20 protein-coding genes are annotated in these 22,384 nt (G+C 56.2%); 5 read left to right on the forward strand and 15 right to left on the reverse strand.

Going from position 1 to position 22,384, the window contains the following annotated elements; translation table 11 throughout:
• Positions 1–64 precede the first annotated feature (64 nt).
• The 9 genes from ABYA88_RS01490 to ABYA88_RS01530 form a co-directional block, all read right to left on the reverse strand.
• Positions 65–802: an SDR family oxidoreductase gene (locus ABYA88_RS01490; protein WP_373184809.1), complete on the reverse strand. Its 738-nt coding sequence runs from the start codon at positions 800–802 to the stop codon at positions 65–67.
• Positions 803–841: 39 nt separating this feature from the next.
• Positions 842–1,447 carry an SDR family oxidoreductase gene (locus ABYA88_RS01495; protein ID WP_373184810.1) on the reverse strand — a complete coding sequence of 202 codons (606 nt, stop codon included), beginning with the start codon at positions 1,445–1,447 and terminating at the stop codon, positions 842–844.
• A 26-nt stretch (positions 1,448–1,473) separates the two neighbouring features.
• Positions 1,474–2,850, reverse strand: a complete 1,377-nt coding sequence (locus tag ABYA88_RS01500; protein WP_373184812.1) for an NAD-dependent succinate-semialdehyde dehydrogenase — start codon at positions 2,848–2,850, stop codon at positions 1,474–1,476.
• Between the two features lie 136 nt (positions 2,851–2,986).
• Entirely contained in the window at positions 2,987–3,337 is a 351-nt protein-coding gene (locus tag ABYA88_RS01505) for a DUF3147 family protein (RefSeq protein WP_373184814.1), read from the reverse strand.
• A gap of 52 nt (positions 3,338–3,389) precedes the next feature.
• The gene (locus tag ABYA88_RS01510) at positions 3,390–3,848 is read right to left on the reverse strand and encodes an ATPase (RefSeq protein ID WP_373184816.1); all 459 of its coding nucleotides are present in this window, start codon (positions 3,846–3,848) and stop codon (positions 3,390–3,392) included.
• 317 nt (positions 3,849–4,165) lie between these two features.
• Positions 4,166–4,390, reverse strand: a complete 225-nt coding sequence (locus ABYA88_RS01515) for a hypothetical protein (RefSeq protein WP_373184818.1) — start codon at positions 4,388–4,390, stop codon at positions 4,166–4,168.
• A gap of 107 nt (positions 4,391–4,497) precedes the next feature.
• On the reverse strand, positions 4,498–5,226 hold the full coding sequence (locus tag ABYA88_RS01520) for a copper resistance protein B (protein ID WP_373184958.1): 729 nt from the start codon (positions 5,224–5,226) through the stop codon (positions 4,498–4,500).
• A gap of 17 nt (positions 5,227–5,243) precedes the next feature.
• Positions 5,244–6,983, reverse strand: coding sequence for a copper resistance system multicopper oxidase (locus ABYA88_RS01525; protein WP_373184820.1), 1,740 nt, complete (start codon positions 6,981–6,983; stop codon positions 5,244–5,246).
• Between the two features lie 81 nt (positions 6,984–7,064).
• Complete coding sequence (locus ABYA88_RS01530) at positions 7,065–7,598, reverse strand: cupredoxin domain-containing protein (RefSeq protein WP_373184821.1); 534 nt, start codon at positions 7,596–7,598, stop codon at positions 7,065–7,067.
• Positions 7,599–7,798: 200 nt separating this feature from the next.
• On the opposite strand from ABYA88_RS01530, the gene ABYA88_RS01535 reads away from it, so the two are divergent.
• The 3 genes from ABYA88_RS01535 (at position 7,799) to wrbA (ending at position 10,528) form a co-directional block, all read left to right on the forward strand.
• On the forward strand, positions 7,799–8,464 hold the full coding sequence (locus tag ABYA88_RS01535) for a response regulator (RefSeq protein WP_373184823.1): 666 nt from the start codon (positions 7,799–7,801) through the stop codon (positions 8,462–8,464).
• The gene (locus tag ABYA88_RS01540; RefSeq protein ID WP_373184825.1) at positions 8,451–9,797 is read left to right on the forward strand and encodes a sensor histidine kinase; all 1,347 of its coding nucleotides are present in this window, start codon (positions 8,451–8,453) and stop codon (positions 9,795–9,797) included. Before ABYA88_RS01535 ends, ABYA88_RS01540 begins: the two co-directional genes overlap by 14 nt.
• A 131-nt stretch (positions 9,798–9,928) precedes the next feature.
• Positions 9,929–10,528, forward strand: coding sequence for an NAD(P)H:quinone oxidoreductase (wrbA, locus tag ABYA88_RS01545; RefSeq protein WP_373184827.1), 600 nt, complete (start codon positions 9,929–9,931; stop codon positions 10,526–10,528).
• A gap of 84 nt (positions 10,529–10,612) precedes the next feature.
• Here wrbA and tpx read toward each other — a convergent pair whose 3' ends face one another.
• The 3 genes from tpx to ABYA88_RS01560 form a co-directional block, all read right to left on the reverse strand.
• Positions 10,613–11,116, reverse strand: a complete 504-nt coding sequence (tpx, locus tag ABYA88_RS01550; protein WP_373184829.1) for a thiol peroxidase — start codon at positions 11,114–11,116, stop codon at positions 10,613–10,615.
• 76 nt (positions 11,117–11,192) lie between these two features.
• Positions 11,193–14,900: a translocation/assembly module TamB domain-containing protein gene (locus ABYA88_RS01555; RefSeq protein WP_373184831.1), complete on the reverse strand. Its 3,708-nt coding sequence runs from the start codon at positions 14,898–14,900 to the stop codon at positions 11,193–11,195.
• A complete protein-coding gene (locus tag ABYA88_RS01560; RefSeq protein ID WP_373184833.1) occupies positions 14,897–16,609 on the reverse strand; it encodes an autotransporter assembly complex family protein in 1,713 nt (570 codons plus the stop codon). The genes ABYA88_RS01555 and ABYA88_RS01560 overlap by 4 nt, the downstream gene beginning before the upstream one ends.
• A 119-nt stretch (positions 16,610–16,728) precedes the next feature.
• Here ABYA88_RS01560 and xthA point away from each other — a divergent pair, with 119 nt between their 5' ends.
• Entirely contained in the window at positions 16,729–17,544 is an 816-nt protein-coding gene (gene xthA, locus ABYA88_RS01565; protein ID WP_373184835.1) for an exodeoxyribonuclease III, read from the forward strand.
• 78 nt (positions 17,545–17,622) lie between these two features.
• Here the strand turns inward: xthA and clpA are convergent, their stop codons facing one another.
• Both clpA and clpS read right to left on the reverse strand, forming a co-directional pair.
• On the reverse strand, positions 17,623–19,890 hold the full coding sequence (gene clpA, locus ABYA88_RS01570) for an ATP-dependent Clp protease ATP-binding subunit ClpA (protein WP_373184837.1): 2,268 nt from the start codon (positions 19,888–19,890) through the stop codon (positions 17,623–17,625).
• A 34-nt stretch (positions 19,891–19,924) separates the two neighbouring features.
• The gene (gene clpS, locus ABYA88_RS01575) at positions 19,925–20,287 is read right to left on the reverse strand and encodes an ATP-dependent Clp protease adapter ClpS (RefSeq protein ID WP_373184839.1); all 363 of its coding nucleotides are present in this window, start codon (positions 20,285–20,287) and stop codon (positions 19,925–19,927) included.
• A 216-nt stretch (positions 20,288–20,503) separates the two neighbouring features.
• Here clpS and cspD point away from each other — a divergent pair, with 216 nt between their 5' ends.
• Positions 20,504–20,776: a cold shock domain-containing protein CspD gene (gene cspD, locus ABYA88_RS01580; protein WP_373184841.1), complete on the forward strand. Its 273-nt coding sequence runs from the start codon at positions 20,504–20,506 to the stop codon at positions 20,774–20,776.
• An 84-nt stretch (positions 20,777–20,860) separates the two neighbouring features.
• On the opposite strand, the gene icd is transcribed toward cspD, so the two are convergent.
• Positions 20,861–22,120, reverse strand: coding sequence for an NADP-dependent isocitrate dehydrogenase (gene icd / locus ABYA88_RS01585; RefSeq protein WP_373184843.1), 1,260 nt, complete (start codon positions 22,118–22,120; stop codon positions 20,861–20,863).
• Positions 22,121–22,384 lie beyond the last annotated feature (264 nt).

The raw sequence follows: 22,384 nt of genomic DNA on the forward strand, positions 1-22,384 counted from the left end.
AGCCCAACCCAGGAGCTCGGGTTCCTCCTGAGTCCTGAGTCAAACCTCCTCTCTGATCACACGATCAAAGCGGCTGCTTCGTAGGCCGGATGATCAGTTCGTTGACATCCACATCGGCCGGCTGCTCGATAGCGAATGCAATAGCGCGGGCAATTGCATCGGCGTCGATGGCCATATCGTAGAGTTCATCCACATTCTTGGCGGTATCATTATCGCTGATGGTGTTGGGCAACTCAGTCGCTACAGCACCCGGCGATATATTGGTGGAGCGGATTTCGCCGCCGCCTTCCTGACGCAAACCTTCTGATATGGCCTTGACTGCGTATTTGGTTGCGGAATAGACAGCTGACGACGGAAAGACCTTATGCCCGGCTACAGATGAGATATTGATAATGTGACCGGCATGTTGCTCTCGCATGGTCGGCAAAACCGCGGCAATGCCGTAAAGCACCCCTCTGATGTTGACATCAATCATTGTGTCCCATTCGTCGACCTTGAGCTTGTCCAGCGGTGACAATGGCATCAGGCCTGCGTTGTTGACCAGCACGTCGATGCGACCGTAGGTATCCTTGGTCGCCTGGGCCAACGCTTCCATCTGCTCGCGCTTGGTAACGTCCGTCACCTGGTAAATGGCATCACCGCCCTGTTCGACTATAGCGTCACGAAGCGCTACAAGACGATCCTCGCGGCGAGCCGCGAGTACCACCTTGGCGCCACCTTTTGCCAGGCGATGGGCAGTAGCTTCACCGAGGCCACTGCTGGCACCGGTTATGATGACGACTTTGCCATGGATCTCTGACATGAATTCTTCTCCTGTGAATGTATGGAAAGTGCGAAGTAGCTATGAGGCGGACTGCATATCCTGCGCCTGGCCATCGTAACGGCCTGTGGTAGCCGCTTCCGCCAGCACATAAGCAACGTCAGCGCGTGAGGCCTTGGCGGATTTATCCACGCCCTCGCCCAATATCACGTTTTCGCTTCGCCCCTCGTTGGTCAACGCCACAGGGCGCAAAATTGCGTAGGTCAATCCGGAGTTTTTAAGATGCTCGTCAGCTTCATGCTTGGCGCTGAGGTAATGGGCTATCTTGCCGGAGGGATTGGACTGGTCCGCGCCGATCGAGCTCAACATGACAAAGCGTTTTACACCTGATTTGCTGGCCAGATCGACCAGACGCTTGGCACCGTCCCGATCTACCTTTTTGGTCATCTCGGGGCCTGTGGCGGAGCCAGAGCCCGCCGCAAAAATCACCGCGTCCATACCATCACAGACATCAGCCTTCATATCGGTCAGGTCACCGTAGCGTAGTTCAGTGCCCTTGGGCAGCACACTGGTGTCGGAGCTTTCTCGAACCAGCGCTGTTGGTTTGTGCCCTTGATCAATCAGGTACTGGACCGTCTGGCGGCCCGTTTTGCCGGTAGCACCGGCAACAAGTATGTTCATACTCATAGAGAAATCCTTCTATCTTGAAATGATCACGGCAGGAAAATCGCCTTCACGTTGACGAACTCCTTCATTCCGAAACCGCCGTGTTCGCGTCCGTATCCAGAATCCTTGACTCCGCCGAAGGGCATGTTCGGATCAGCCGCGCCGAACGAATTGATGCGGATCATGCCGGTGTCAAAGTGATCACGAGCCAGCTTGATGGCGCGCTCCTCATCCTTGCAGAAGATGCCGCCACCCAGTCCGTAGCGACTATCGTTGGCCAGTCGCATGGCGTCTTCGTCATCTTTGGCGCGGATAATCGACGCCACAGGCCCGAATATTTCGTCGTCGTAGGCTGGCATACCGGGGGCAACGTCGGTTAATACGGTGGCGGGATAATAGGCGCCCTTGCGCTCAGGTATTACTCCGCCACAACGGATTTTTGCCCCTTTGGCTACGCTGGCTTCTACCTGCTCTTTGACCGTATCGAACTGGCCCTGGCTGGAAAGCGGACCAAGCTGCGTATCCTTGCTTGTGGGATCACCCATTGTTATGGCTTTCATCCGGCTTGCGAACGCATCGACAAAAGCGTCATACACTTTGTCGGTCACAATAAAACGCTTGGCCGAAACACAGGTCTCGCCGTTGTTGTAAAGCCGGCCCATGACCGAAAACTTCACCGCCGTATCAATGTCGGCATCCTCCAGTACGAGATAGGCGTCATTCGAACCGAGCTCGAGAACCGTCTTTTTCAAGGCCTTGGCAGCCACCGCGCCAACGTGTCGTCCCGCGCCATCACTACCGGTCAGGGTGACGCCACGCACCTTGGGATGGGCAATCAATCTGTCGCTGGTGGCGTGGTCGATCACGATAACCTGAAAGAGGTTTTCCGGCAGGCCTGCTTCAATGCACAGCTCCCGCAGCCGCAGCCCGGAGCCAGTGCAGATGCTGGCGTGCTTGAGAACGCAGCCATTGCCTGCCATCAGGTTGGCTGCCAATACGCGAACAACCTGATAGCAGGGAAAGTTCCAGGGCTGGATCGAATAGATCACGCCAATTGGCTGATAGCTGACGATGCCGCGTTTTCCGTTCAGTCCCTGCTCACGCTCTTCATCGGCCAGCATTTGCGGTCCGTTTTTCGCGCTGTAATCAAACAGCGCCGCGCAGAGCTCGACCTCAACCCGCCCGTCCTTCAAAAGTTTGCCGGTTTCGCTGGTCATCAAAGCCGCCAGTTCATCGGCGTTGTCCCGCAGTTTCTGCGCGATTTTCTTGAGATAAGGAGCCCGATCCTGATGGGTCAGCTCGCGCCAGTCCAGAAAGGCTGCATGACAGGCCTCAACGCGGTCCGTTGCTTCCTGTTCGGACATGACATCGTAGCTCTGAAGCTCTTCTTCGGTTGCGGGATTGATTGTGGTGATGGTCGACATGGTTACTCCGTCAGTATCTGTGGATGAATACACTGCCACAACTGACACGGTATCCCGATCAGTAGTTCCTGGGGCATTGATTCAGGATATGAGCGTGTTAAGCGGCGAATTGAAGCAAAGGACAGATCTGCGGCTTTCACCACAACACGATGCCAAAGCGACGGGCGACAACGGCCACTGCAGCAAAACAGCAAACAGTAATGATCGCGCTGGCACCGAGCGCCAACCAGAAGCCCCAACGCTGGTGCAGAAACGGAAATACCAGAAACATCGGTAATGTTGGTAACACGTACCAAAAGGTATACCAGGCATGGTTGCTGATCTTTTCCGCCGGCTGCTGTTCCAGGTAAAGCCAGATCATTGCAAGCACGGTGACCAACGGCAACGCGGCAATCAGAGCGCCCAGCTTATCGCTGCGCTTGGCCACCTCGGAGATCAGCACAATCAGTGCCGCCGTTATTGCGTACTTGGTGATTATCCATGTCATTTCGTTATCTCTGAAGCAGCCTGGCCGAGCTCTGCCGGCGGCGCACCTGCCATTATAGGTCGTCCATTCGGCCTACCTGTCGGGCCAGACGCATGGTTTCATTCTTTTCCATCTCTAATAACTGTTCGAGCAGTTCTCGCGCTTCCGGAATTTCAGCTTTTTCCGACAGTATTTTATAGAGGTCCATCACTTGTTCATGAAAGTCTATTACTTCCCGGAAAATCTCCTGGGAGTCCTTTCTGGAGAACGCCCCATCACAAGTCTCATGGGTTTTAATGGGGCTATGTTTCAGATAATCATAGACTCTTGTCTCAAGGGCGCGTGGCACACTCTGGTGCTCAAAACCGTCAATAATCCGGGCCAGCTCCGCCTCATGGGATGAAAGGTAATCGAGCAGCGCCCTCGCTCTTTCCTCATCGTGAAGTGTGGAACAATGGGCAAGACACCGCGCCAGATTCTGATGCAGATCGCGAGTCCAGTCGATCAATTCACCGAAGGTCTTGATTTGCATAAACGATTTTCACCCCTCTAATTGCTTGCTGAACCCCTATTGCTGCTCTTTCCGATAACGTCGGCGCGGACTTCGTCGATGCCGAATTCATGAGCCACCGCACGTGCTGCTCGCTCGTTATCGCCGAATCATCACTACGTGAAGACCTTCGGCGTGCATCGTCTCCATTCACAGGAGCGTGGGCTAAACGATCGCGTCTGACTTAAATGACATTATTGGGACGCCGGGCAAAGAGTTCTGTTCCGCGAATTTGATGGTAGGTGACACGAAGGTTTCGGCCGCATGTATCAGGGCGGTGTTAATAGCAGCAATTGCGCTTAATCGCCGCGGCTTGCTTTTTCCGCGGGCCAGGATGCAAACGCAATAAAGTAAAGTAGAACCAGGTTGGCGACAGGTATAAGTATCAGGATACCTAACCAGCCGGGATAACCCGCACGCTGGCAGATGCGCCAGACCGGAATGACCATCAGGATGGCTATGGCCAGCATCCAAATCCAGTGTCCAGCCCACATGACGCTACCCATCATGTCGTGTTGCATCATGCTGCTACCCTCACTTGTGGGTTGTTCTATCCTGCTTCTTGCCCATGAAACTTCCTTGTGAGGAAACCGGGGCGGCCGACGGGCGCCCACGCCCCATGAGAACTGTTTTAGAAGATCAGACGGACCCCGATAACTGCAAACCAGTCTTCGGTTCCATGACCATCGGCCCTGGCGAGATCTGCACTATCGCCGTACTTCTTCTCATGCACCACGCCCACATACGGTGAGAGCGAACGGTCGATCAGGTCGTAACTCAGCCGAAGTCCGGTTTCAGTTGAAACCAGCCCAGTGCCGACACCGATCTCTCGATCCTGGTTGAACGCGACGGTAGCGTCGAATGTGGCCGCCAGGATCCAGTAGTTGCTCAGCAGCAGCTCATACTCGGCATCGAGCTCGGCAGAGGTTTTGCCTTTGTTGCTCTGATACAGGTTCGCATCAATTTCAAGCCATTGGGGCGCCAGTCCGGTTATACCCAGCACGGCGTAGGTGCGGTCCGGACCCTCGGGCGTGTCAAACCGCACGCCAGCCTTGGCATCAAAGAACGTCGAGATCGGCACTTGCGCGACGAACTGGTTCTCCAAGCCCTCATATACCCGCTCTTCGATGGCATATTCGCCAGAGGTCAGCCAGCGGACCTTGAGCGCATCGGTGCCATAGAAAACATCGGCATCCCAGACGCCGACCTCTTCGCCATCATCGCTGTAACGATACTCGAGCTCCTCGAACTGGACACCCCATATATCTAGCGGGTCCTTACGCTGGGTTTTGTCGGCAAGCAGCTCCTGTGCACCGAGAGTCCCGGACAGCAATGCAAAGCCTGCCAAACTTATGCTCATCAAGGTTCGGATAGGGTTCATGCATCACCTCCAACGTCAGTCTTGACCTGCTCCACCTGCACCGGTTCAGGCGCGCCTTCGACAATCACCTTGCGGAACATGCCAGCCGCCGCGTGGTAGGACAGGTGGCAATGAAATGCCCACTGCCCGGGCGCATCCACTTCCGTCTCCATGTAAACGGTCGTGCCTGGCTGCACGCTGACGGTGTGTTTGATCGGATCCCACTCCCCTGCTCCGACATCCAGAATCGACCACATGCCATGCAGGTGCATGGGATGCGTCATCATGGTTTCGTTGACAAATTTGAAGCGCACGCGTTCCCCGTACTGCAATCTAATGGGATCGGCATCTTCGTATTTGACGCCGTTGATGCTCCAGATGTAGCGCTCCATATTACCGGTCAGGCGCAATTCGATTTCGCGGGTGGCTTCGCGGTCTGCATACAGCGGTTTTTGGGCCTTCAGGTCAGCATATGAAAGGAACTTGCCGCCGTTGGCAGCTACGGGGGTTATCCCGCTACCCGCCGCATAGAAGGGATCGCTGGGAAGCCCTGCTGCACTGCCCATGCTGCTGTGATCCATGGCGCCCATGGTGGAGTGATCCATCCCGTCCATGCTGGAGTGGTCCATTCCAGACATGTCATCCTGGGCACTCATATTTCCATGATCCATGTCATCGCCCGCGCCGTGGCCCATGTCGCCATGGTCCATGCCGGGCATTGCGCCCATATCTGCCATGGTCAGCCGAGCCGGTTCGCGCATCTGCGGTATGGGACCATGCATGCCCTCCTCCGGGGCCAGCGTCGCCCTGGCATAGCCTGAACGTCCCATCGATTCCGCAAAAATGGTATACGCCTGCGCGTCCTTCGGGCGGACAATCACATCGTAGGTTTCCGCGACGCCAATCCGGAACTCATCGACTGTCACCGGACGCACGTTATTGCCGTCCGCCTGCACCACGGTCATTTCCATGCCAGGGATGCGGACGTCGAAATAGGTCATTGCCGAGGAGTTGATGAACCTCAGGCGGACACGCTCCCCTGGCTCGAATACACCGGTCCAGTTTTGCTCCGGCCCCTTGCCGTTGATCATGCCAGTAAAGCCCTGAACGTCTTCCACATCGGCCTTCATCATCCGCATATCGCCCCAGTCGAGGCGATCCCGGATGGTGCTCATCAGACCGTTCTCGGAGACATCCGAGAAAAACTCAGGCACCGTCTGCTGCTCGCGGTTGTAATAATCGGGCATCATTTTCAGGTTCCGCATGATGCGGTCACCTGTGTGAGGATGCTTGTCCGTCAACTGGACCACATACTCACGGTCATAGCGGAAAGGCTCGCGGCCCTCGGGCTCGATGATGATGGCGCCGAACGCGCCATCGGGCTCTTGAAAAGCCGAATGGCTGTGGTACCAGTAGGTCCCGGACTGAACGATGGGGAACTCATAAGTAAACGTTTCCCCTGGCCTGATGCCAGGAAAGCTGAAACCAGGAACCCCGTCCTGGGTAAAGGGCAGTATCAGGCCGTGCCAATGAATGGACGTCATTTCATCCAGATTATTGGTCACATTGATTTTGACGTTTTCGCCTTCCTTGAAGCGCATGACCGGACCAGGCGACGCTCCGTTGTAACCGATTCCTTCCTTGACGAAATCGCCGGTATCAATCTCGACCCGATCCACTGTCAGATTATACTCCGCGGCTATCGCCAGAACCGGTGCAAAAAAACTGAAAAAACCTGCCACCAGGGCCATCTTCATTGCTTCACTCCAGACTTAATACATTCACAATCACACCTGCCGGTGCGCCAATCCTGAAATCCTGACGGAACAGATCCCGGATCAGTCGAAATTCACATCGCCATACATGCCGGCCTGATAATGACCGGGGACGTTACAGGCAAATTCGATGTTGCTTTTGTTCGAGAACGTCCAGACGATTTCTTTGCTTTGTCCCGGCTCGAGCAGAACGCTATTGGGATCGTCGTGCTTCATGGAGTGGCCATCACCCATGTCCATTTCCATCATGTGATGATTGATCTTGCCGCCCTCTATCACGCCATGCTCCATCATCATCGCCATTTCTTCCTGATGGGCTTCATGCATCGCGGCGGTGCCGATGTTGAATTCGTGAACGAGGTTACCCTTGTTTTCGACCAGGAACCGCACGGTTTCGCCCGGACTCACCGCTATCGACTCGGGCTCGTAATAGTTGTCGTGCATCTCCACCGTGATGGTCCGGCTGGCCTCTGAAGCCTTGCCAGGCTCTCCAAAGTTGGCGCCCTGCCCGTGCATGCCCTCATGGGCACCTGCCGCGAAAACAGACGCTGATAAAGACAAAGCTGCTGCTGCAACTACAAATCCTGATAAATTCATGCGACCTTCTCCTGTGAAGCGATGTGCCCTAGAGCAATGCTGGATAGATGCCGGAAACCATATTGGTCCAGCAATGACCAACACCATCGCGCATGAACCTGAATTCTTTCTGAAAAACATCAACTTATTTTTCGTTCAGTCTGAATTCAGATGGGTCAGCGACAATCAATTTCACTACCATTGCCGAGAACACAGCACCTATGCGCCTATTGCTCGTCGAAGATGATCACCTGCTTGCAGATGGACTTGCAAGCCAACTGGCCAAGGCGGGGTTCAGCGTAGACATTGCCCACACTGCCCGGGAAGCAGCCATTCTGGGTAAGCAGGAGGAATATCGAGCCGTCGTGCTGGACCTGGGTTTGCCCGATGGCAATGGCCTGGACGTGTTGAAGGAGTGGCGTCTGACCCATATTGATTTCCCGGTACTGATTTTGACCGCAAGGAGCGACTGGCAGGACAAGGTCAATGGTCTCAAGGCTGGAGCTGATGACTACCTGGCAAAACCGTTCCAGACTGAAGAGCTCATCGCCCGGCTCAATGCGATCGTAAGACGCAGCGAGGGAAGAGTACGTTCGCTGATAAAGGCGGGCCGTTTCGAGCTGGACGAGAACCGTCAGAGCCTGAAAATCGGAGACAGCACGGAACACAGCCTGACCGGCACCGAGTTTCGCCTGCTGCGCTGTCTGATGAGCCAGCCCGGCCATGTCTTTTCCAAGGAGCACCTGATAGAGCAGCTCTACAACCTCAATGAAAATCCCAGCGATAACGTCATCGAGGCCTATATCCGGCGGTTGCGCAAACTCGTGGGCACGGAAACGATATCAACGCGCCGTGGCCAGGGGTATCTGTTCAATGACACTGTTTAAGCGGCCGGCCTCGGTAAAGGGCGCATTGCTGGCCATGTTGTTACCTGCCGGCATTGGCCTTATGGCGCTAGCCTGGCTGGTCCATGGTTTTCTGCTGGACCGGATGTCCCGGGATTTTATCGAGAACCGACTGATGGACGAGGTGGCTTTTCTGGAGCACCAATTGCGAGCATCCAACGGAGATGTGGATGAACTGCAGACCGGCGACTATTTCCAGGAAGTCTTCCATCACGCCTTTGCCGTCCACTCACCCGCCAAAACAATCATTTCTCCGCAATCCTGGGCCTCCCTGCTGGAACCACTTATTACTTCGCAGCAGCAGGGAAGCATCCGCGTACAGAACAGGGAGGGAAACGATGCTCCGGCGGATATTCTCGCTTATCGCCGGTCATTCCTGATTGAAGGCGCACCCTTGGTAGTAATCGTATCCGAGGATATGGGAGCCCTGAAGCAAAGCCAGGCGGAACTGCATGCGTGGACAGCAATCGTCTCATTGTTGCTGATCCTGCTGCTCGCCGGCGTGATCTGGCTCGGCATCAACTTCTCCATGCGGCCTGCTGTCTCCCTGCAGGCTGCCCTGAAGCAACTGCAGACCGGAGAAATATCACGCATCAATGTGCAGGCACCGGAGGAATTCAAGCCGCTTGTGCAGCAGCTCAACCAATTGCTCGATTCGCTGGATCAGCGGCTGGAACGCTCCCGCAATGCACTGGCGAACCTGTCTCATAGCGTCAAGACACCCATTGCTGCCGTCCGACAGATGCTGGAAGACACCAGCCGGCCACTGGACAACCAGCTCAGGCTCCAGATGGCAGACAGACTGGCTGACATCGACAGGCAACTGGAGGCAGAAATGCGGCGCAGTCGCTTTGCGGGCCCCCAGGTCGGCAAGAGCGCCTGTCCGGTGAAGCAGGCGCGGGATCTGCTGTGGATGCTGGGGCGCCTGTATCCGGAGAAGTCATTCGAGCTATCGACCTCACTGCTCGAGGAAAGCCGCTGGCCAGTTGAAGAGCATGACCTTAACGAAATACTGGGAAACCTGCTCGACAATGCAGGCAAATGGTCCACCGGATGCGTTGAGCTATCATTGGAACAGGACAACCAAATGCTAAGGGTAACCGTCAGCGATGACGGCGCAGGCGTGGAAGACGACGAATTCGCCAAACTCGGTCAGCGAGGATTACGGCTGGATGAACAGACGCCCGGGCACGGTCTGGGCCTCGCCATCGTCAGCGAGGTGGTTGACCGCTATGGCGGGCAGGTCAGCTTCCTGCCAGCACGTGCCGGCGGATTACAGGTCAGGGTGGAAATATTCAGTAGCCTGGCCCGGTAAGCACGCACTCTTGCGGTTATTACCATCCTGAAATATCTAATAAATTGATTATTCAGCGCCTATTTTTGATTTTTAACCGCCACTAATCCGATGCATTATGTTCCAGTCAATTAACACGAAAGGAGCAAACGATGGCCAAAGTACTCGTTCTATACCATTCCATGTACGGACACATCGAAACCATGGCAAAAGCCGTAGCCGAAGGCGCACGTCGGGTAGAAGGCGTCGAAGTCACCCTCAAGCACGTGCCAGAGACCATGGATCAGGAAGCTTTCAAGAATGCCGGTGGCAAGACCGACTTGTCAGGTGATGTGGCCAAGCCGGCCGAGCTGGCCGATTACGACGCAATCATCGTCGGCACCCCAACCCGCTTCGGCAACATGTCCGGTCAGATGCGCAATTTCTTCGATCAGACCGGTGGACTCTGGGCGAAAAATGCCCTTTTTGGCAAGGTTGCCAGTGTATTCACCTCCACCGGTACCGGCGGTGGCGAAGAAATGACCATCACCTCGGTATGGACCACCCTCGCCCACCACGGCATGACTATCGTGCCGATCGGTTATGGCGCCAAGGAGCTGTTCGATATTTCCCAGGTTAGCGGCGGCACACCTTATGGCGCATCGACACTGGCAGGCGGCGACGGCTCGCGACAGCCGGATGAGCGCGAACTGAGTATCGCCCGTTTCCAGGGCGAGCATGTTGCTAAAATCACCGCCAAGCTGAAGAACTAGCGCAAATAAAAAAGAGTCGGGGCTCGTGGCTCCCGACTCTTTTTGTTCAGCAAAAAGCTAGATGCACGTTGCACCCGCGGCTTCTTATTTGGACAGTGCCCCTAGTGCTCTCTCGTAGTTCGGCTCCTCGCCGATCTCCGGCACCAGCTCGCTGTAGATCACCTGATCGTTTTCATCCAGCACAACCACAGCCCTGGCGGTCAAACCAGCCAGAGGGCCGTTCTCTATTTCCACGCCATAGTTGTGAGCAAACTCGCGACCACGCATGGTCGACAGGTTGATCACGTTATCCAGGCCTTCGCCGCCGCAGAAACGCGCCTGGGCGAATGGCAGGTCAGCCGAGATGCATACGACCACGGTGTTTTCCACGTCGTTGGCCTTGGCGTTGAAGGTGCGCACAGAGGTGGCGCAGGTCGGCGTATCGACACTCGGGAATATGTTCAGTATCTTGCGCTTGCCGGCCAGGCTGGACAGCTCAACGTCCGACAGGTCCTTGCCTACCAGGCTGAATGCCGGGGCCTTATCGCCCGCCTTGGGAAAGGTACCGCCGACGAGAACGGGATTACCACGCATAGTGACGCTCGACATAAAAACTCCTTTGTACTTGTAAATGCTGCGCAAAACCCACGCAGCGGATTAACCGTCCGGCAAGTGCCTTACGGCCCTAGAAATCGATACGGTAGAAAAAATCCAGAGAGCTGGCAAAGCCGCTGACTGCCTCCAGATACAACCTGCGAGTCAAATCATAGCGCACCGCCAACTGGTTGGCCTGATCAAATACGCCAACACCATAACGCAGGCTGAGCTTTTCCGTAATGTAGCCTGCTGCGACAACTTGTGTCGAAATGCCCGAGCCTTCTGTTTCGAGCTGAAAATCCTCGATCCCTAGCGTACCCGCGATGTTCTTTGCCAGCGGCGCCCCGCCAGCCATTCCCAACGCAAGAGCTGCCTGGCCCACCAGGTTGCTGTCTCCACCGTCGGCCCCCAGGGGTCTGCCAAGTATAAGGTAGGCCAGCGCCTGCTCTTGAGGCATGCCCGGCTCGGAGAAGACCTCGGTTTGTGGCGCTTCGGCGCGTCCGGTCAGGCGCAGGCCGGCAATCACGTCGTCGACCTTGCGAATAGCCTCAATGTTCAGGAACGGCTGGGATATGGGACCGGCAAACAGGATCTGTGCACGGCGCAAAGTGAGCCGCTGCCCGTACCGGCGGAAACGACCATCGAGAATATTCAGATCCCCGGTGGCGCTCATATCCTCCTCGACCATGATGCGGCCATTCAACCGCCCGGAAAGGCCGAATGCAGAGAACCGGAGCTGATCGCCGATGACCAGTTGCACCCTGGCATCGACATCCAGCGGCGGTCCTTCGTCCTCGGTCTCTTCACCGACGATGACTACGTCCGGCGACTGCCTGACCGCCTGCTCGGGCAGCTCGCGAACGGTGATATCTCCCTCGGGAACGGCAATTTTTCCCCGGATACGCAGCTGGTTATTGGCCAGCGTGACCTGCAGGTCCGGACTGACGCGCAGGTCGGCATAGGGCTCGACAACCACTGGTAGCTGGCTACCCTCGAGGGCGAGATTAACATCGAGTTCGGGAGCCCATACAATCGTGCCGGTCAGGCTACCTTCGCCTTGTGCACCGCTGCTCCATTGCCCATCCACGATGGCGCGTTGACCGTTGATATCAACCTCGACCTCCAGTTCTTCGAGGCTCACCGGCAGTTCCGGACCGCTTATGTGCCCGTCAGCCAGCTGCACGGTGCCAACTATCTCAGGCTCGCGCAGCGTGCCGGCCAGCCTGCCATTGCCGCTCAAGTCGCCGCGCAGGGTATCGACCTGGGGCAGGAAAGGCCGGAGGATGTTGAGTTTCAGACCTTCTATTTCGTATTGACCGGTCAGAGCCTGAGCCCCCGCCGGATCCTCGATATTGGCCTGGATATCCAGATTGCCGAAACCCTCGCTGGATAGTTGGATGCGGCTGCGCGCGGTACCCGCCTGCATCTCGGTATTGATTTCCAGCAAATCATAGGGAAAAGCCAGGGTCTGATCTGCTTCGGTGACGGCGATCATGCCGTCGAGGCTGGATACGTTGAGATTGATGACAGGCTCTTCGCCTACTGCCTGCTGAATTTCGACATCCGCGTTAAGGTCGGCATTCCAGGCAACGTTTTCCGGTAGAAAACCCTCAAGTGACGCCAACGGAAAGTCAGTGAGCGCCAGGTCCAACTGGCGGTCCGGCAGCAGGCGCTGCTCCCCTTCAAAGCAGAGCCGTGCCCGATCGTGCCGCCAGCAATGCTCGGCCATGCGCAGCTGTCCTGGATCAAGCCGGTAGGTCAGGCGCGCGGGATCGACCAGTTGCCAGTCAAGAGCACCATATTTGATCTCAGCTTCGCTCAGTTGACCTTGCCAGCGATCGGCGAGCAGGCTGCCCTGAATCCGGGCTTCCAGATCAGCGATTCCATCTTCCACCTGCAGAGTCAGGCGATGGTCCGGACGGTTGCCACGCAAGGTCAGGCGCAAGTCACCGATCTGGTTCTCGCCGCTGCGTACCTGCTGCGCATCCAGTGTGAGGTTGCCTGGAGTTTCCTCTGACAGCGTTACCCTGCCCTGCAACGCCAGGTTGCCGATGCTCAGTTGCTCGAATGCGAGGCGCTCACCACGCAGGTCAGCATCGATTACCGGAGCCGCCCGCGAACCACTGGTATTAATATCACCGGTCAGCGAACCGCTCAGCCCCGGCCATAACGTTGCCAGCTCGGGCATGCGCAGGTTCAGCTCGGCTTTGATCTCTTCGCTGATGCGTCCGCTCCCGGTAATACGATTCGGGCCCTGGCGCAGGAGCAGGTCACTCAATTGCCATGCCTCTCCGTCCTTGTCCACTGAACCGGCAAGCTGCAGCGGTTGGTCACGCAATGTGCCCTCCAGGGCCCACTGCGCATCGATTTCAAGCTGCTCTTCGACGAGGCTGCCAGAGCTGGTCACTGTTCCATTCAGGTTACCCGGCAGATCTGCTACGAAAGCACCCGGATCAAGACCATCCAGGAGCAGGGAGGCATTCCATGCCAGGCCCTCGGTCAGTCGCAAAGTGGCCTCTCCGGTTGCCGAACCGGCCTCGGTGTCCAGTGCCAGTGACGCGATATTGATTTCGTCTGGATTGCCCGCCACGTCCATGCTCAGGTCAAGACTTTGTCCTGCTACTCCGGCAAGACGGGCCTCCACACTGCCCTGGCCCTGCGTGCCCTTAAGTGTTGCAGTCAGCGATAGTTCCTCCAATTCAACTTCGCCGGTGTCCTGCGGATACAGCCATTGCCAGGGAAACGCCTTCATCTCCAGCTCTGCCTCGGCTACAAGCTCATCTTCCCAAGAGGCATCCCCTTCCAGGACAAGCTGCCGCGACGGCTGTTCGGCCACGTACAGCTCAAGAATCAGATCGTTCATTCTGGTCGTACTCACCCTGGTTGAGAGATCCAGTTCTATATCGCCGCCCTCGCCCGGCAATACAGCGTCTGCGTTGACCAGATAACCGTCCTTCAGGTTGCCCCGGGCCTCAAGCGAGGACCGGGAAATAACCAGCGTTCTTGGCAGCTCTGCTGGTACAACAAAACGCTCGCCCTGCCACTGCAGCGTTGCCGGCAATTGCGGCGCCAGGGGCTGCAGCTGTGCATTCAGGCGCCCGGTAAGAAACCCCTGACTGAGAGCCTCGACATCGAGCTCCGCGGCGCTGCCGCCCAGACGCAGGTCCAGCGACCAGGGCTGATCATCCACCGGCGGCAAATTGAGCTGCGCATCCAGTCTCAATGGCCAGCCATTGACCAATCTGATATCTCCCGACATCTCCCAGTCGAGTTCCGGGCCGGATCCGGTGAACCGCTGGATGACAAGCTGCGAATCGCGCAGATGGGCGGACATCTCGACATCGCTGAGCAAGGGCTCTTCGGAATTCAGCTTCAGAGCGCCAATGCGCAACTGCTCAACCTGGATACCTATCGGCAGGCGGATATCGGGCAGGCTTATCTGCTCCCGTTCGCCGGTCTCCTCGTCCGTCGTCCCGGTTACTATCTGGATGCTCTCCACGTCCAGTTCGTCGATACACAAACGACCAGCAAACAGACAATCGGGTGACCAGGCAAAGCGCACGTCCTGAATCACAACCTCGACACCTTCGCCGCGCCAGACAATGCGATCAAAGTCCCATCCGCGCCACAGGTGCCCCTCTTCTACTCCCAGCTCCAACCTCGGCTCGAAGCCCTCTATGCGCTCGAACAACCAGCGATTCAGATTCTCGCTCAGCAATAGCAGGGCCAGGATCAGGGGAATCAGAAGCAGGACAAGCAGCCCCCGGGCAATGGCTTTCAGAATGAAAACCGTCATAGTTCCGGACCCATGGAAAAGTGGATGCGAAAGCCCTCGTCAGGATCACTGACCGAGCGTGCTACATCCACTCGAATCGGACCCACCGGAGAAACCCAGCGTATACCCAGGCCTATGCTGGTCTCTCGCGCAGCGGTGAATGAATCCATTGCGTTACCGTGGTCTACAAAAGTGGCTGCGCGCCAGTTGTCGATGAATTCGTACTGGTACTCCAGAGCGCTATCAAGTAAATAGCGTCCGCCAACGCGCTCTCCGGAGCTGTCGGTCGGAGACAGGGTTCGATAATCGTAGCCGCGCACTGACTGATCACCACCGGCAAAGAAGCGCAGCGAGGGAGGAATCTGTGCGAGCTCATCGGTGAACACTGCGCCCAGACCCACTCGCGCAAGAAATCGATGGTTTTCCTCAACCGTATACAGCCCCTTTGCAGTAGTGAATATGCGCGCGAAGTCGACATCAGAAACAATGCCCTTCTTGGCCGCCTGCAAGTCCAGCATCAGGCTGTATCCCCTGCTCGGATCAATACCTCCGACACTTTTTGTACGCTGGAAGGAAATCCCCGGAATAAGAAGTGTACTTTGCCCCGAATCATTACCCAGGCTGAAGCGTTCATGCTCCAGGCGCAGGCCCGTAACGCGCTCCCAGCCGCTGTCGAGCAGTGTCTCGTGCTGCGCACCGATCGTCAGGCTCTGACTCTCGATATCATCGATATCCTCGTTTTGCCAGCCACCAAAAAACCGAAGCGAACTGGTTTGCGGAGGTGTCAGCGGAACCTGGTAGTAGCCGGTAATCTCCTGTCGGGGCAGGGAGAGCTCAAGATCGGCGCCGCGTTTGTGACCTTGGGGATTGACCCAGTGCTCGGTCCAGCTCACGCGTCCGCGTGCGCCCACGTCAGTCGAATAACCCGCACCAAAACCCAGTGAGTGAGGCTTGCGCTCGGTAATGTTAACTCTCACAGGTATCAGACCGTCCTCGGCTTCGGAGGCCGGGGCAGAGACCTGTACCGTTTCGAAATAGCCGCTGGCCAACAAGTCCCGGTTCAGTTTGGCAATCGCATCCGCGTCGTAGGGCCGACCGGTGTTGAAGGTCACCATGCGTTGTAGCAGATTGTCGGTGAAGGGCGTTTCGGAGAAGATTACGTCGCCCAGGCGGAAGCGCTGGCCTGTCTGATATACCAACGCGATGTCAGCCTCATTGGTCTCTACATTGACCACAATCCGTTGCTGGCTGAATTCCCCGGAAAAGTATCCATAGCGCAGGGCCTGATTGCCTATGTAACTCTTGATCGCTTCATAGTGGCCGTGGTGGAGAATATCGCCCGGTTGCAGGCGCCCGCGCTGAGCGGCTCCAAGGTCGAAGGGCTCGGTACCCTGGCCAGGGCCCTCGACGCGGATATTCACCTCGTCCAGTCTTACCGGCTCACCAAGCTGGACATCCAGTACCAGCACGGGGTCGTTGCGACTGCCGGCAACACGATGCTCAATATTGGTTTGATAGTAACCAAGCGCCCGAGCCGCGTCGGCGGCCTGCTGCTTGCTGTGCTTTGCTATCCGCTCGATATCCCTGCGATTGGCAGCGTCGATATCACCGACAAACGCTTCGATATTGTCTTTAACCTGCTCGTTGGCCGGCTCAATGTTTACCTCAAGGCCAGCACGTGCCGCCACGGCAAAAAAAGTCAGCAAAATCAGCAGTAACGGACGAGCCATGTGTTTTTTCCAGCGACAAAAGTGCCAAAAGTGATGCTAACATGCCAAACCCATATGACCGGCAACAGATACATCTTCTTACAGACCGAAACCGGGTCCAACCTGAAACAGGATGAGTGATGAAATTCGTTTCCTTCAATATCAACGGACTTAGAGCCAGACCCCATCAGCTGAAGGAACTCGTCGAACGGCACGCGCCAGATGTAATTGGTTTACAGGAAACCAAGGTCGACGATTCGATGTTTCCACTGAAGGACGTCGAGTCCTTGGGTTACCACGTTCACTACCATGGTCAGAAAGGCCACTACGGCGTTGCCCTGCTGACCAGAGAAAAGCCCGACTGGGTTCGCAAGGGTTTCCCGGATGATGGTGAAGATGCGCAAAAACGCATGATCAGCGCGGCGATAACCGGAAAGGATGGCGAACAGACCGTCGTGTTCAACGGCTATTTCCCTCAAGGTGAGAGCCGTGATCACCCGCTAAAGTTCCCGGCCAAGACGCGGTTCTATGCCGATCTCCAGGCCCATCTGGAACAGCAATTCACCCCCGATCAGCGCGTGGTGGTTATGGGTGACGTCAACATCTCGCCAGAAGATATCGACATCGGTATCGGCGCCGAAAATGCAAAGCGCTGGTTGCGCACCGGCAAATGCAGCTTTCTGCCCGAAGAGCGCGAATGGCTGAACACGTTGAAGAATTGGGGGCTGGTGGACACCTTTCGCCATCTCAATCCGGAGCTGAACGACCGCTTCAGCTGGTTTGATTATCGTAGTCGCGGTTTCGAGGCAGAACCCCGTCGCGGCCTGCGCATCGACCTGATCATGGCCAGCAAGGGTCTGATAGAACAGTGCGTTGATGCCGGTGTCGACTATGACATCCGCGCGATGGAAAAGCCTTCTGACCACGCCCCGGTATGGGCTGAATTCAGGGATTGAGCAACTGATTGCCTGTAACCTGAAACAAAAAGGCCCCGCCGGAGCGGGGCCTTTTCTTGCCAGATGCCGCTATCGGGCTCAGGCCATTTCCTCTTCCAGTACATCCAGCACCAACTCGTCATCACGGCAACTGATGTTGACCGTACCGCCATGATCAGCCAGTTCACCAAACAGAATCGCCTCGGCCAGCGGTCGCTTGATCTTGTCCTGGATCAGGCGAGCCATGGGCCGCGCTCCCATCAATGGATCATAGCCATGTTCGGCCAGCCAGTTACGAGCTCTTTCATCCACATCAAGAAGAACATGCTTGTCCTCCAGCTGGGCCTGCAGTTCGGTCAGGAACTTGTCGACCACGAACTTGATGCTTTCGTGAGTAAGACGGCCGAACTGGATAATCGTATCCAGCCGATTGCGGAACTCCGGAGTGAAAGTTTTCTTGATCACCTCGGAGGCATCGGTGCTGTGGTCCTGCTGGGTGAAGCCGATTGAAGCACGAGCCATGGACTCCGCGCCGGCATTGGTGGTCAGAACGATAATCACATTGCGGAAATCCGCCTTGCGACCGTTGTTGTCGGTCAGAGTACCGTGGTCCATTACCTGCAGCAGCAGGTTGAAGACTTCAGGGTGCGCTTTTTCAATCTCGTCAAGCAGCAACACACAATGCGGATTCTTGGTCACTGCCTCGGTGAGCAAGCCGCCCTGGTCGAAACCAACATACCCCGGGGGCGCACCAATCAGACGCGATACGGTATGCCGTTCCATGTACTCCGACATATCGAAGCGCAGCAATTCGACTCCCAGACTCTTTGCCAACTGACGTGTGACCTCTGTCTTGCCCACGCCGGTCGGGCCGGAGAACAGGAATGAGCCAACCGGCTTGTCTGCTGACTTCAGACCTGCCCGCGACAACTTGATTGCCGAAGCGAGAGAATCGATAGCCTCGTCCTGGCCGAAAACAACCAACTTAAGGTCGCGCTCCAGATTCTTGAGCAGTTCCTTGTCACTGGAAGACACGTGCTTGGGCGGAATGCGCGCGATCTTCGCAACGATGGCCTCAACCTCCGCCACGTCGATGAATGCTGGCCGTTCGGAAACAGGCTTGAGTCGCTGATAGGCACCCGCCTCGTCTATCACGTCAATCGCCTTGTCAGGCATATGTCTGTCGTTGATATAACGCGAGGCAAGCTCCGCAGCGGATCTGAGAGCATCGTCGGTGTAGCCGATACCATGGTGCTCCTCGAAGCGGCTCTTGAGCCCCTTGAGGATCTGGATAGTGTCTTCCACCGACGGCTCGATCACGTCAACCTTCTGGAAGCGCCGTGCCAGCGCCCGGTCCTTCTCGAAGATGCCACGGAACTCCTGATAGGTAGTTGAGCCGATACAGCGCATTTCACCGGAGGTCAGCAGTGGCTTGAGCAGATTGGAGGCATCCATGACGCCGCCGGAGGCTGCACCAGCACCAATTATGGTGTGAATTTCGTCAATGAAAAGAATGGCTTGCGGGCGCTTCTTGAGAGCCTTTAGCAAGGCTTTGAATCGCTTCTCGAAGTCACCACGGTATTTGGTTCCGGCCAGCAAGGCGCCCAGATCCAGGGAATAAACCACTGCCTCGGACAGAATGTCCGGTACTTCACCGTCCACAATGCGCTTGGCCAGCCCCTCGGCGATGGCGGTCTTACCCACGCCTGCCTCGCCCACCAGGAGCGGATTGTTCTTGCGCCGACGCACGAGGATCTGGGCAACGCGCTCGACTTCGTGTGCTCTGCCCACCAGCGGGTCTATCCGGCCCAGACGTGCCTGCTCGTTGAGGTTGGTGGCATAGGCGTCCAACGGATTGGCCGAGCCCACAGACTCACCCGCCTCTTCATCGATGTTTTCACTCTCGGGGGGTATCTGATCAGCCTCCCCGCCCACCTTGGAAATACCGTGGGAAATAAAGTTGACGATGTCGATGCGGGCGATCTGCTGCTGCTTGAGAAAGAAAACCGCCTGGCTTTCCTGCTCGCTGAAAATCGCTACCAGTACATTCGCCCCACTGACTTCGCCCTTGCCGGAGCTCTGCACGTGGAATACTGCGCGTTGCAGCACCCGCTGGAAGCCCAAGGTTGGCTGGGTTTCGCGCTCGTGGTCCTGTTTTGGAATCAGCGGCGTGGTGGAGTCGATGAACTCCACCAGTTCACGGCGCAGGCGCTCGATATCGGCGCCACAGGCACGCAGCACATCTATCGCTGCATGATTGTCCAGCAATGCAAGGAGCAGGTGCTCCACGGTCATGAATTCATGCCGCTTGTTGCGTGCTTCCTTGAACGCCAGATTCAGGGTGATCTCGAGATCTCTATTGAGCATGGTGCCACCTCGTCATGCGGCTATTGCCGCTTGGTTACGCTTCCCGTTCAATCTGACATATCAACGGGTGCTGGCATTCCCTGGCATATTCATTGACCTGTTCGGCCTTGGTTTCCGCGATGTCGCGCGTGAAGACACCACAAACCGCTTTTCCTTCAGTATGGACCCTCAGCATGATCTGTGTAGCGGCTTCGCGATTCATAGAGAAAAACGTCTCAAGCACCTCTACAACAAAGTCCATCGGGGTGTAGTCATCATTCAGCATGACGACCTTGTAACGTGATGGCGGCTTGAGCTCAGGCTTGCTGGTCTCCACCGCCAGACCGGAATCATCCTCGTGTTCTGGATCGTCCGGACTCTGATTCAAGGTTAGCTGAAAATTGGTCATTGCAAACATGAGAAGCATCGCTGATTACAGGCTATTGGATAAAAGCCCGAAGGCAAACTGTGAGCTGTTCCTCAGCTTGCCAGAGGCTGGCTTGACTTACTTTGATTCAGTGTTAAAAAGTGTAAACGAGCATTGCCTGGCGGTCACCTGTTTCGATCATTGCGCCATGCAGCTCCACACCATGAATACACCCCCCAAACCTTGGGGCAGCACGAGGGATGTGGCATGCAATACGGCAAGGTCAAATGGTTCAACAATGCCAAGGGATTTGGCTTCATTATAGCCGAAGGCCGCGATGAAGATCTCTTTGCACATTATTCGGCAATTCAGATGGACGGTTACCGGACGCTGAAGGCGGGGCAGCCAGTGCGTTTCGAGATAATCCAGGGGCCAAAGGGATTGCATGCGGTCAACATACAGTCCCATGACATGGCAGGGCCTGATTCCGCTCCCGAAACTAAAGGTCAGGCCCAAGAGGTCCATGCGGCGCCTCACTGACATCATTAACCTACCGGTCCTACCGGAACAACAAGGCCGGCATTAGCCGGCCTTGTCTTTACTGCCTATTACCTGCTTGGCGTTTCAGCCCATGCTGGCAATCATGTCGTCGCCAAACTCGGAGCATGAACGCAGTGTTGCTCCGTCCATCAGACGCTCGAAGTCATAGGTGACTGTCTTGTTGGCAATCGCGCCTTCGGTGCCCTTGATAATCAGATCCGCGGCTTCGACCCAGCCCATGTGACGCAGCATCATCTCGGCAGACAGAATCAGCGAACCGGGGTTCACCTTGTCCTGACCAGCGTACTTGGGTGCAGTCCCGTGAGTCGCCTCGAACATGGCTACCGAATCGGACAGGTTGGCACCCGGGGCGATACCGATACCGCCAACTTCCGCCGCCAGGGCGTCGGAGAGGTAGTCACCGTTCAGGTTCAGGGTAGCGATCACGTCGTAATCGGCCGGACGCAACAGAATCTGCTGAAGCATCGCATCGGCGATAACATCCTTGACCACAATGTTGCGACCGGTCTTCGGATTCTTGAACTGCATCCATGGACCGCCATCCAGAAGCTCGGCACCGAACTCGTCACGCGCCACTTCATAGCCCCATTCCTTGAAGGCACCTTCGGTGAACTTCATGATGTTGCCTTTGTGCACGATAGTGACCGACTTGCGGTCATTGTCGACGGCATATTGCAGCGCCTTCTGCACCAGACGCTTGGTACCTTCCTGGGAAACCGGCTTGACGCCGATACCGCACATATCGGTGAAACGGATCTTGGTAACGCCCATTTCTTCCTGCAGGAACTTGATGACCTTCTTGGCTTCGGGGGTACCGGCCTTGAATTCGACTCCGGCGTAGATGTCTTCGGAGTTCTCGCGGAAAATCACCATATCCACATCACCCGGCTTCTTGACCGGGCTGGGTACACCGGTAAACCAGCGCACTGGACGCTGACAGACGAAGAGGTCCAGCTGCTGGCGCAGCGCAACGTTCAGCGAGCGGATGCCGCCGCCAACAGGCGTAGTCAGAGGCCCCTTGATGGAAACAACGTAATCCTTCACTGCGTGCAGGGTTTCTTCAGGAAGCCAGGTGTCCTGGTCATAAACCTGAGTTGCCTTTTCGCCGGCATATACTTCCATCCAGGAAATCTTGCGCTTGCCGCTGTAGGCCTTCTCCACAGCCGCGTCGACCACTTTCATCATTACTGGTGAAATGTCCACGCCGATCCCGTCACCTTCGATGTAGGGAATGACCGGGTTGTCCGGCACGTTCAGGGACTGGTCGGCATTTACGGAAATTTTGTCGCCGTTCGCCGGCACCTGGATCTTTTGGTATCCCATTGTTGACTCCGTGATGTTGTCGTTGTCATGAATGGTCCCGCGGGGTAAACCGGGACCAGAGAATACGTGTTACTGATGGCGCATATTGTTGTAGTTTTCCTACAAAATGTCACGTCTTTTCAAAGCCTGTGCTCGTATAAATGGCAATCTTGGTAATATAAAACCGAACCTATCAGTTAAATCGCTGTCGGAGCAGAAATATGTAGTATCACTACATTGCTGCTACATAGCCGCCTATCAGCATCCTAGCTGTTTTTACCATCA

The sequence above is a fragment of the Halopseudomonas sp. genome (assembly GCF_041579695.1).
GTDB lineage: Bacteria > Pseudomonadota > Gammaproteobacteria > Pseudomonadales > Pseudomonadaceae > Halopseudomonas.

Coding starts and splice junctions, on each gene's coding strand:
- ABYA88_RS01490 (WP_373184809.1), bottom strand. CDS start 802: ATGTCAGAGATCCATGGCAAAGTCGTCATCATAACCGGTGCCAGCAGT.
- ABYA88_RS01540 (WP_373184825.1), top strand. CDS start 8,451: ATGACACTGTTTAAGCGGCCGGCCTCGGTAAAGGGCGCATTGCTGGCC.
- tpx (WP_373184829.1), bottom strand. CDS start 11,116: ATGTCGAGCGTCACTATGCGTGGTAATCCCGTTCTCGTCGGCGGTACC.
- ABYA88_RS01500 (WP_373184812.1), bottom strand. CDS start 2,850: ATGTCGACCATCACCACAATCAATCCCGCAACCGAAGAAGAGCTTCAG.
- xthA (WP_373184835.1), top strand. CDS start 16,729: ATGAAATTCGTTTCCTTCAATATCAACGGACTTAGAGCCAGACCCCAT.
- ABYA88_RS01525 (WP_373184820.1), bottom strand. CDS start 6,983: ATGAAGATGGCCCTGGTGGCAGGTTTTTTCAGTTTTTTTGCACCGGTT.
- ABYA88_RS01560 (WP_373184833.1), bottom strand. CDS start 16,609: ATGGCTCGTCCGTTACTGCTGATTTTGCTGACTTTTTTTGCCGTGGCG.
- clpS (WP_373184839.1), bottom strand. CDS start 20,287: ATGTTTGCAATGACCAATTTTCAGCTAACCTTGAATCAGAGTCCGGAC.
- wrbA (WP_373184827.1), top strand. CDS start 9,929: ATGGCCAAAGTACTCGTTCTATACCATTCCATGTACGGACACATCGAA.
- ABYA88_RS01505 (WP_373184814.1), bottom strand. CDS start 3,337: ATGACATGGATAATCACCAAGTACGCAATAACGGCGGCACTGATTGTG.
- ABYA88_RS01530 (WP_373184821.1), bottom strand. CDS start 7,598: ATGAATTTATCAGGATTTGTAGTTGCAGCAGCAGCTTTGTCTTTATCA.
- ABYA88_RS01535 (WP_373184823.1), top strand. CDS start 7,799: ATGCGCCTATTGCTCGTCGAAGATGATCACCTGCTTGCAGATGGACTT.
- ABYA88_RS01555 (WP_373184831.1), bottom strand. CDS start 14,900: ATGACGGTTTTCATTCTGAAAGCCATTGCCCGGGGGCTGCTTGTCCTG.
- ABYA88_RS01495 (WP_373184810.1), bottom strand. CDS start 1,447: ATGAGTATGAACATACTTGTTGCCGGTGCTACCGGCAAAACGGGCCGC.
- clpA (WP_373184837.1), bottom strand. CDS start 19,890: ATGCTCAATAGAGATCTCGAGATCACCCTGAATCTGGCGTTCAAGGAA.
- cspD (WP_373184841.1), top strand. CDS start 20,504: ATGCAATACGGCAAGGTCAAATGGTTCAACAATGCCAAGGGATTTGGC.
- ABYA88_RS01515 (WP_373184818.1), bottom strand. CDS start 4,390: ATGATGCAACACGACATGATGGGTAGCGTCATGTGGGCTGGACACTGG.
- ABYA88_RS01510 (WP_373184816.1), bottom strand. CDS start 3,848: ATGCAAATCAAGACCTTCGGTGAATTGATCGACTGGACTCGCGATCTG.
- icd (WP_373184843.1), bottom strand. CDS start 22,120: ATGGGATACCAAAAGATCCAGGTGCCGGCGAACGGCGACAAAATTTCC.
- ABYA88_RS01520 (WP_373184958.1), bottom strand. CDS start 5,226: ATGAGCATAAGTTTGGCAGGCTTTGCATTGCTGTCCGGGACTCTCGGT.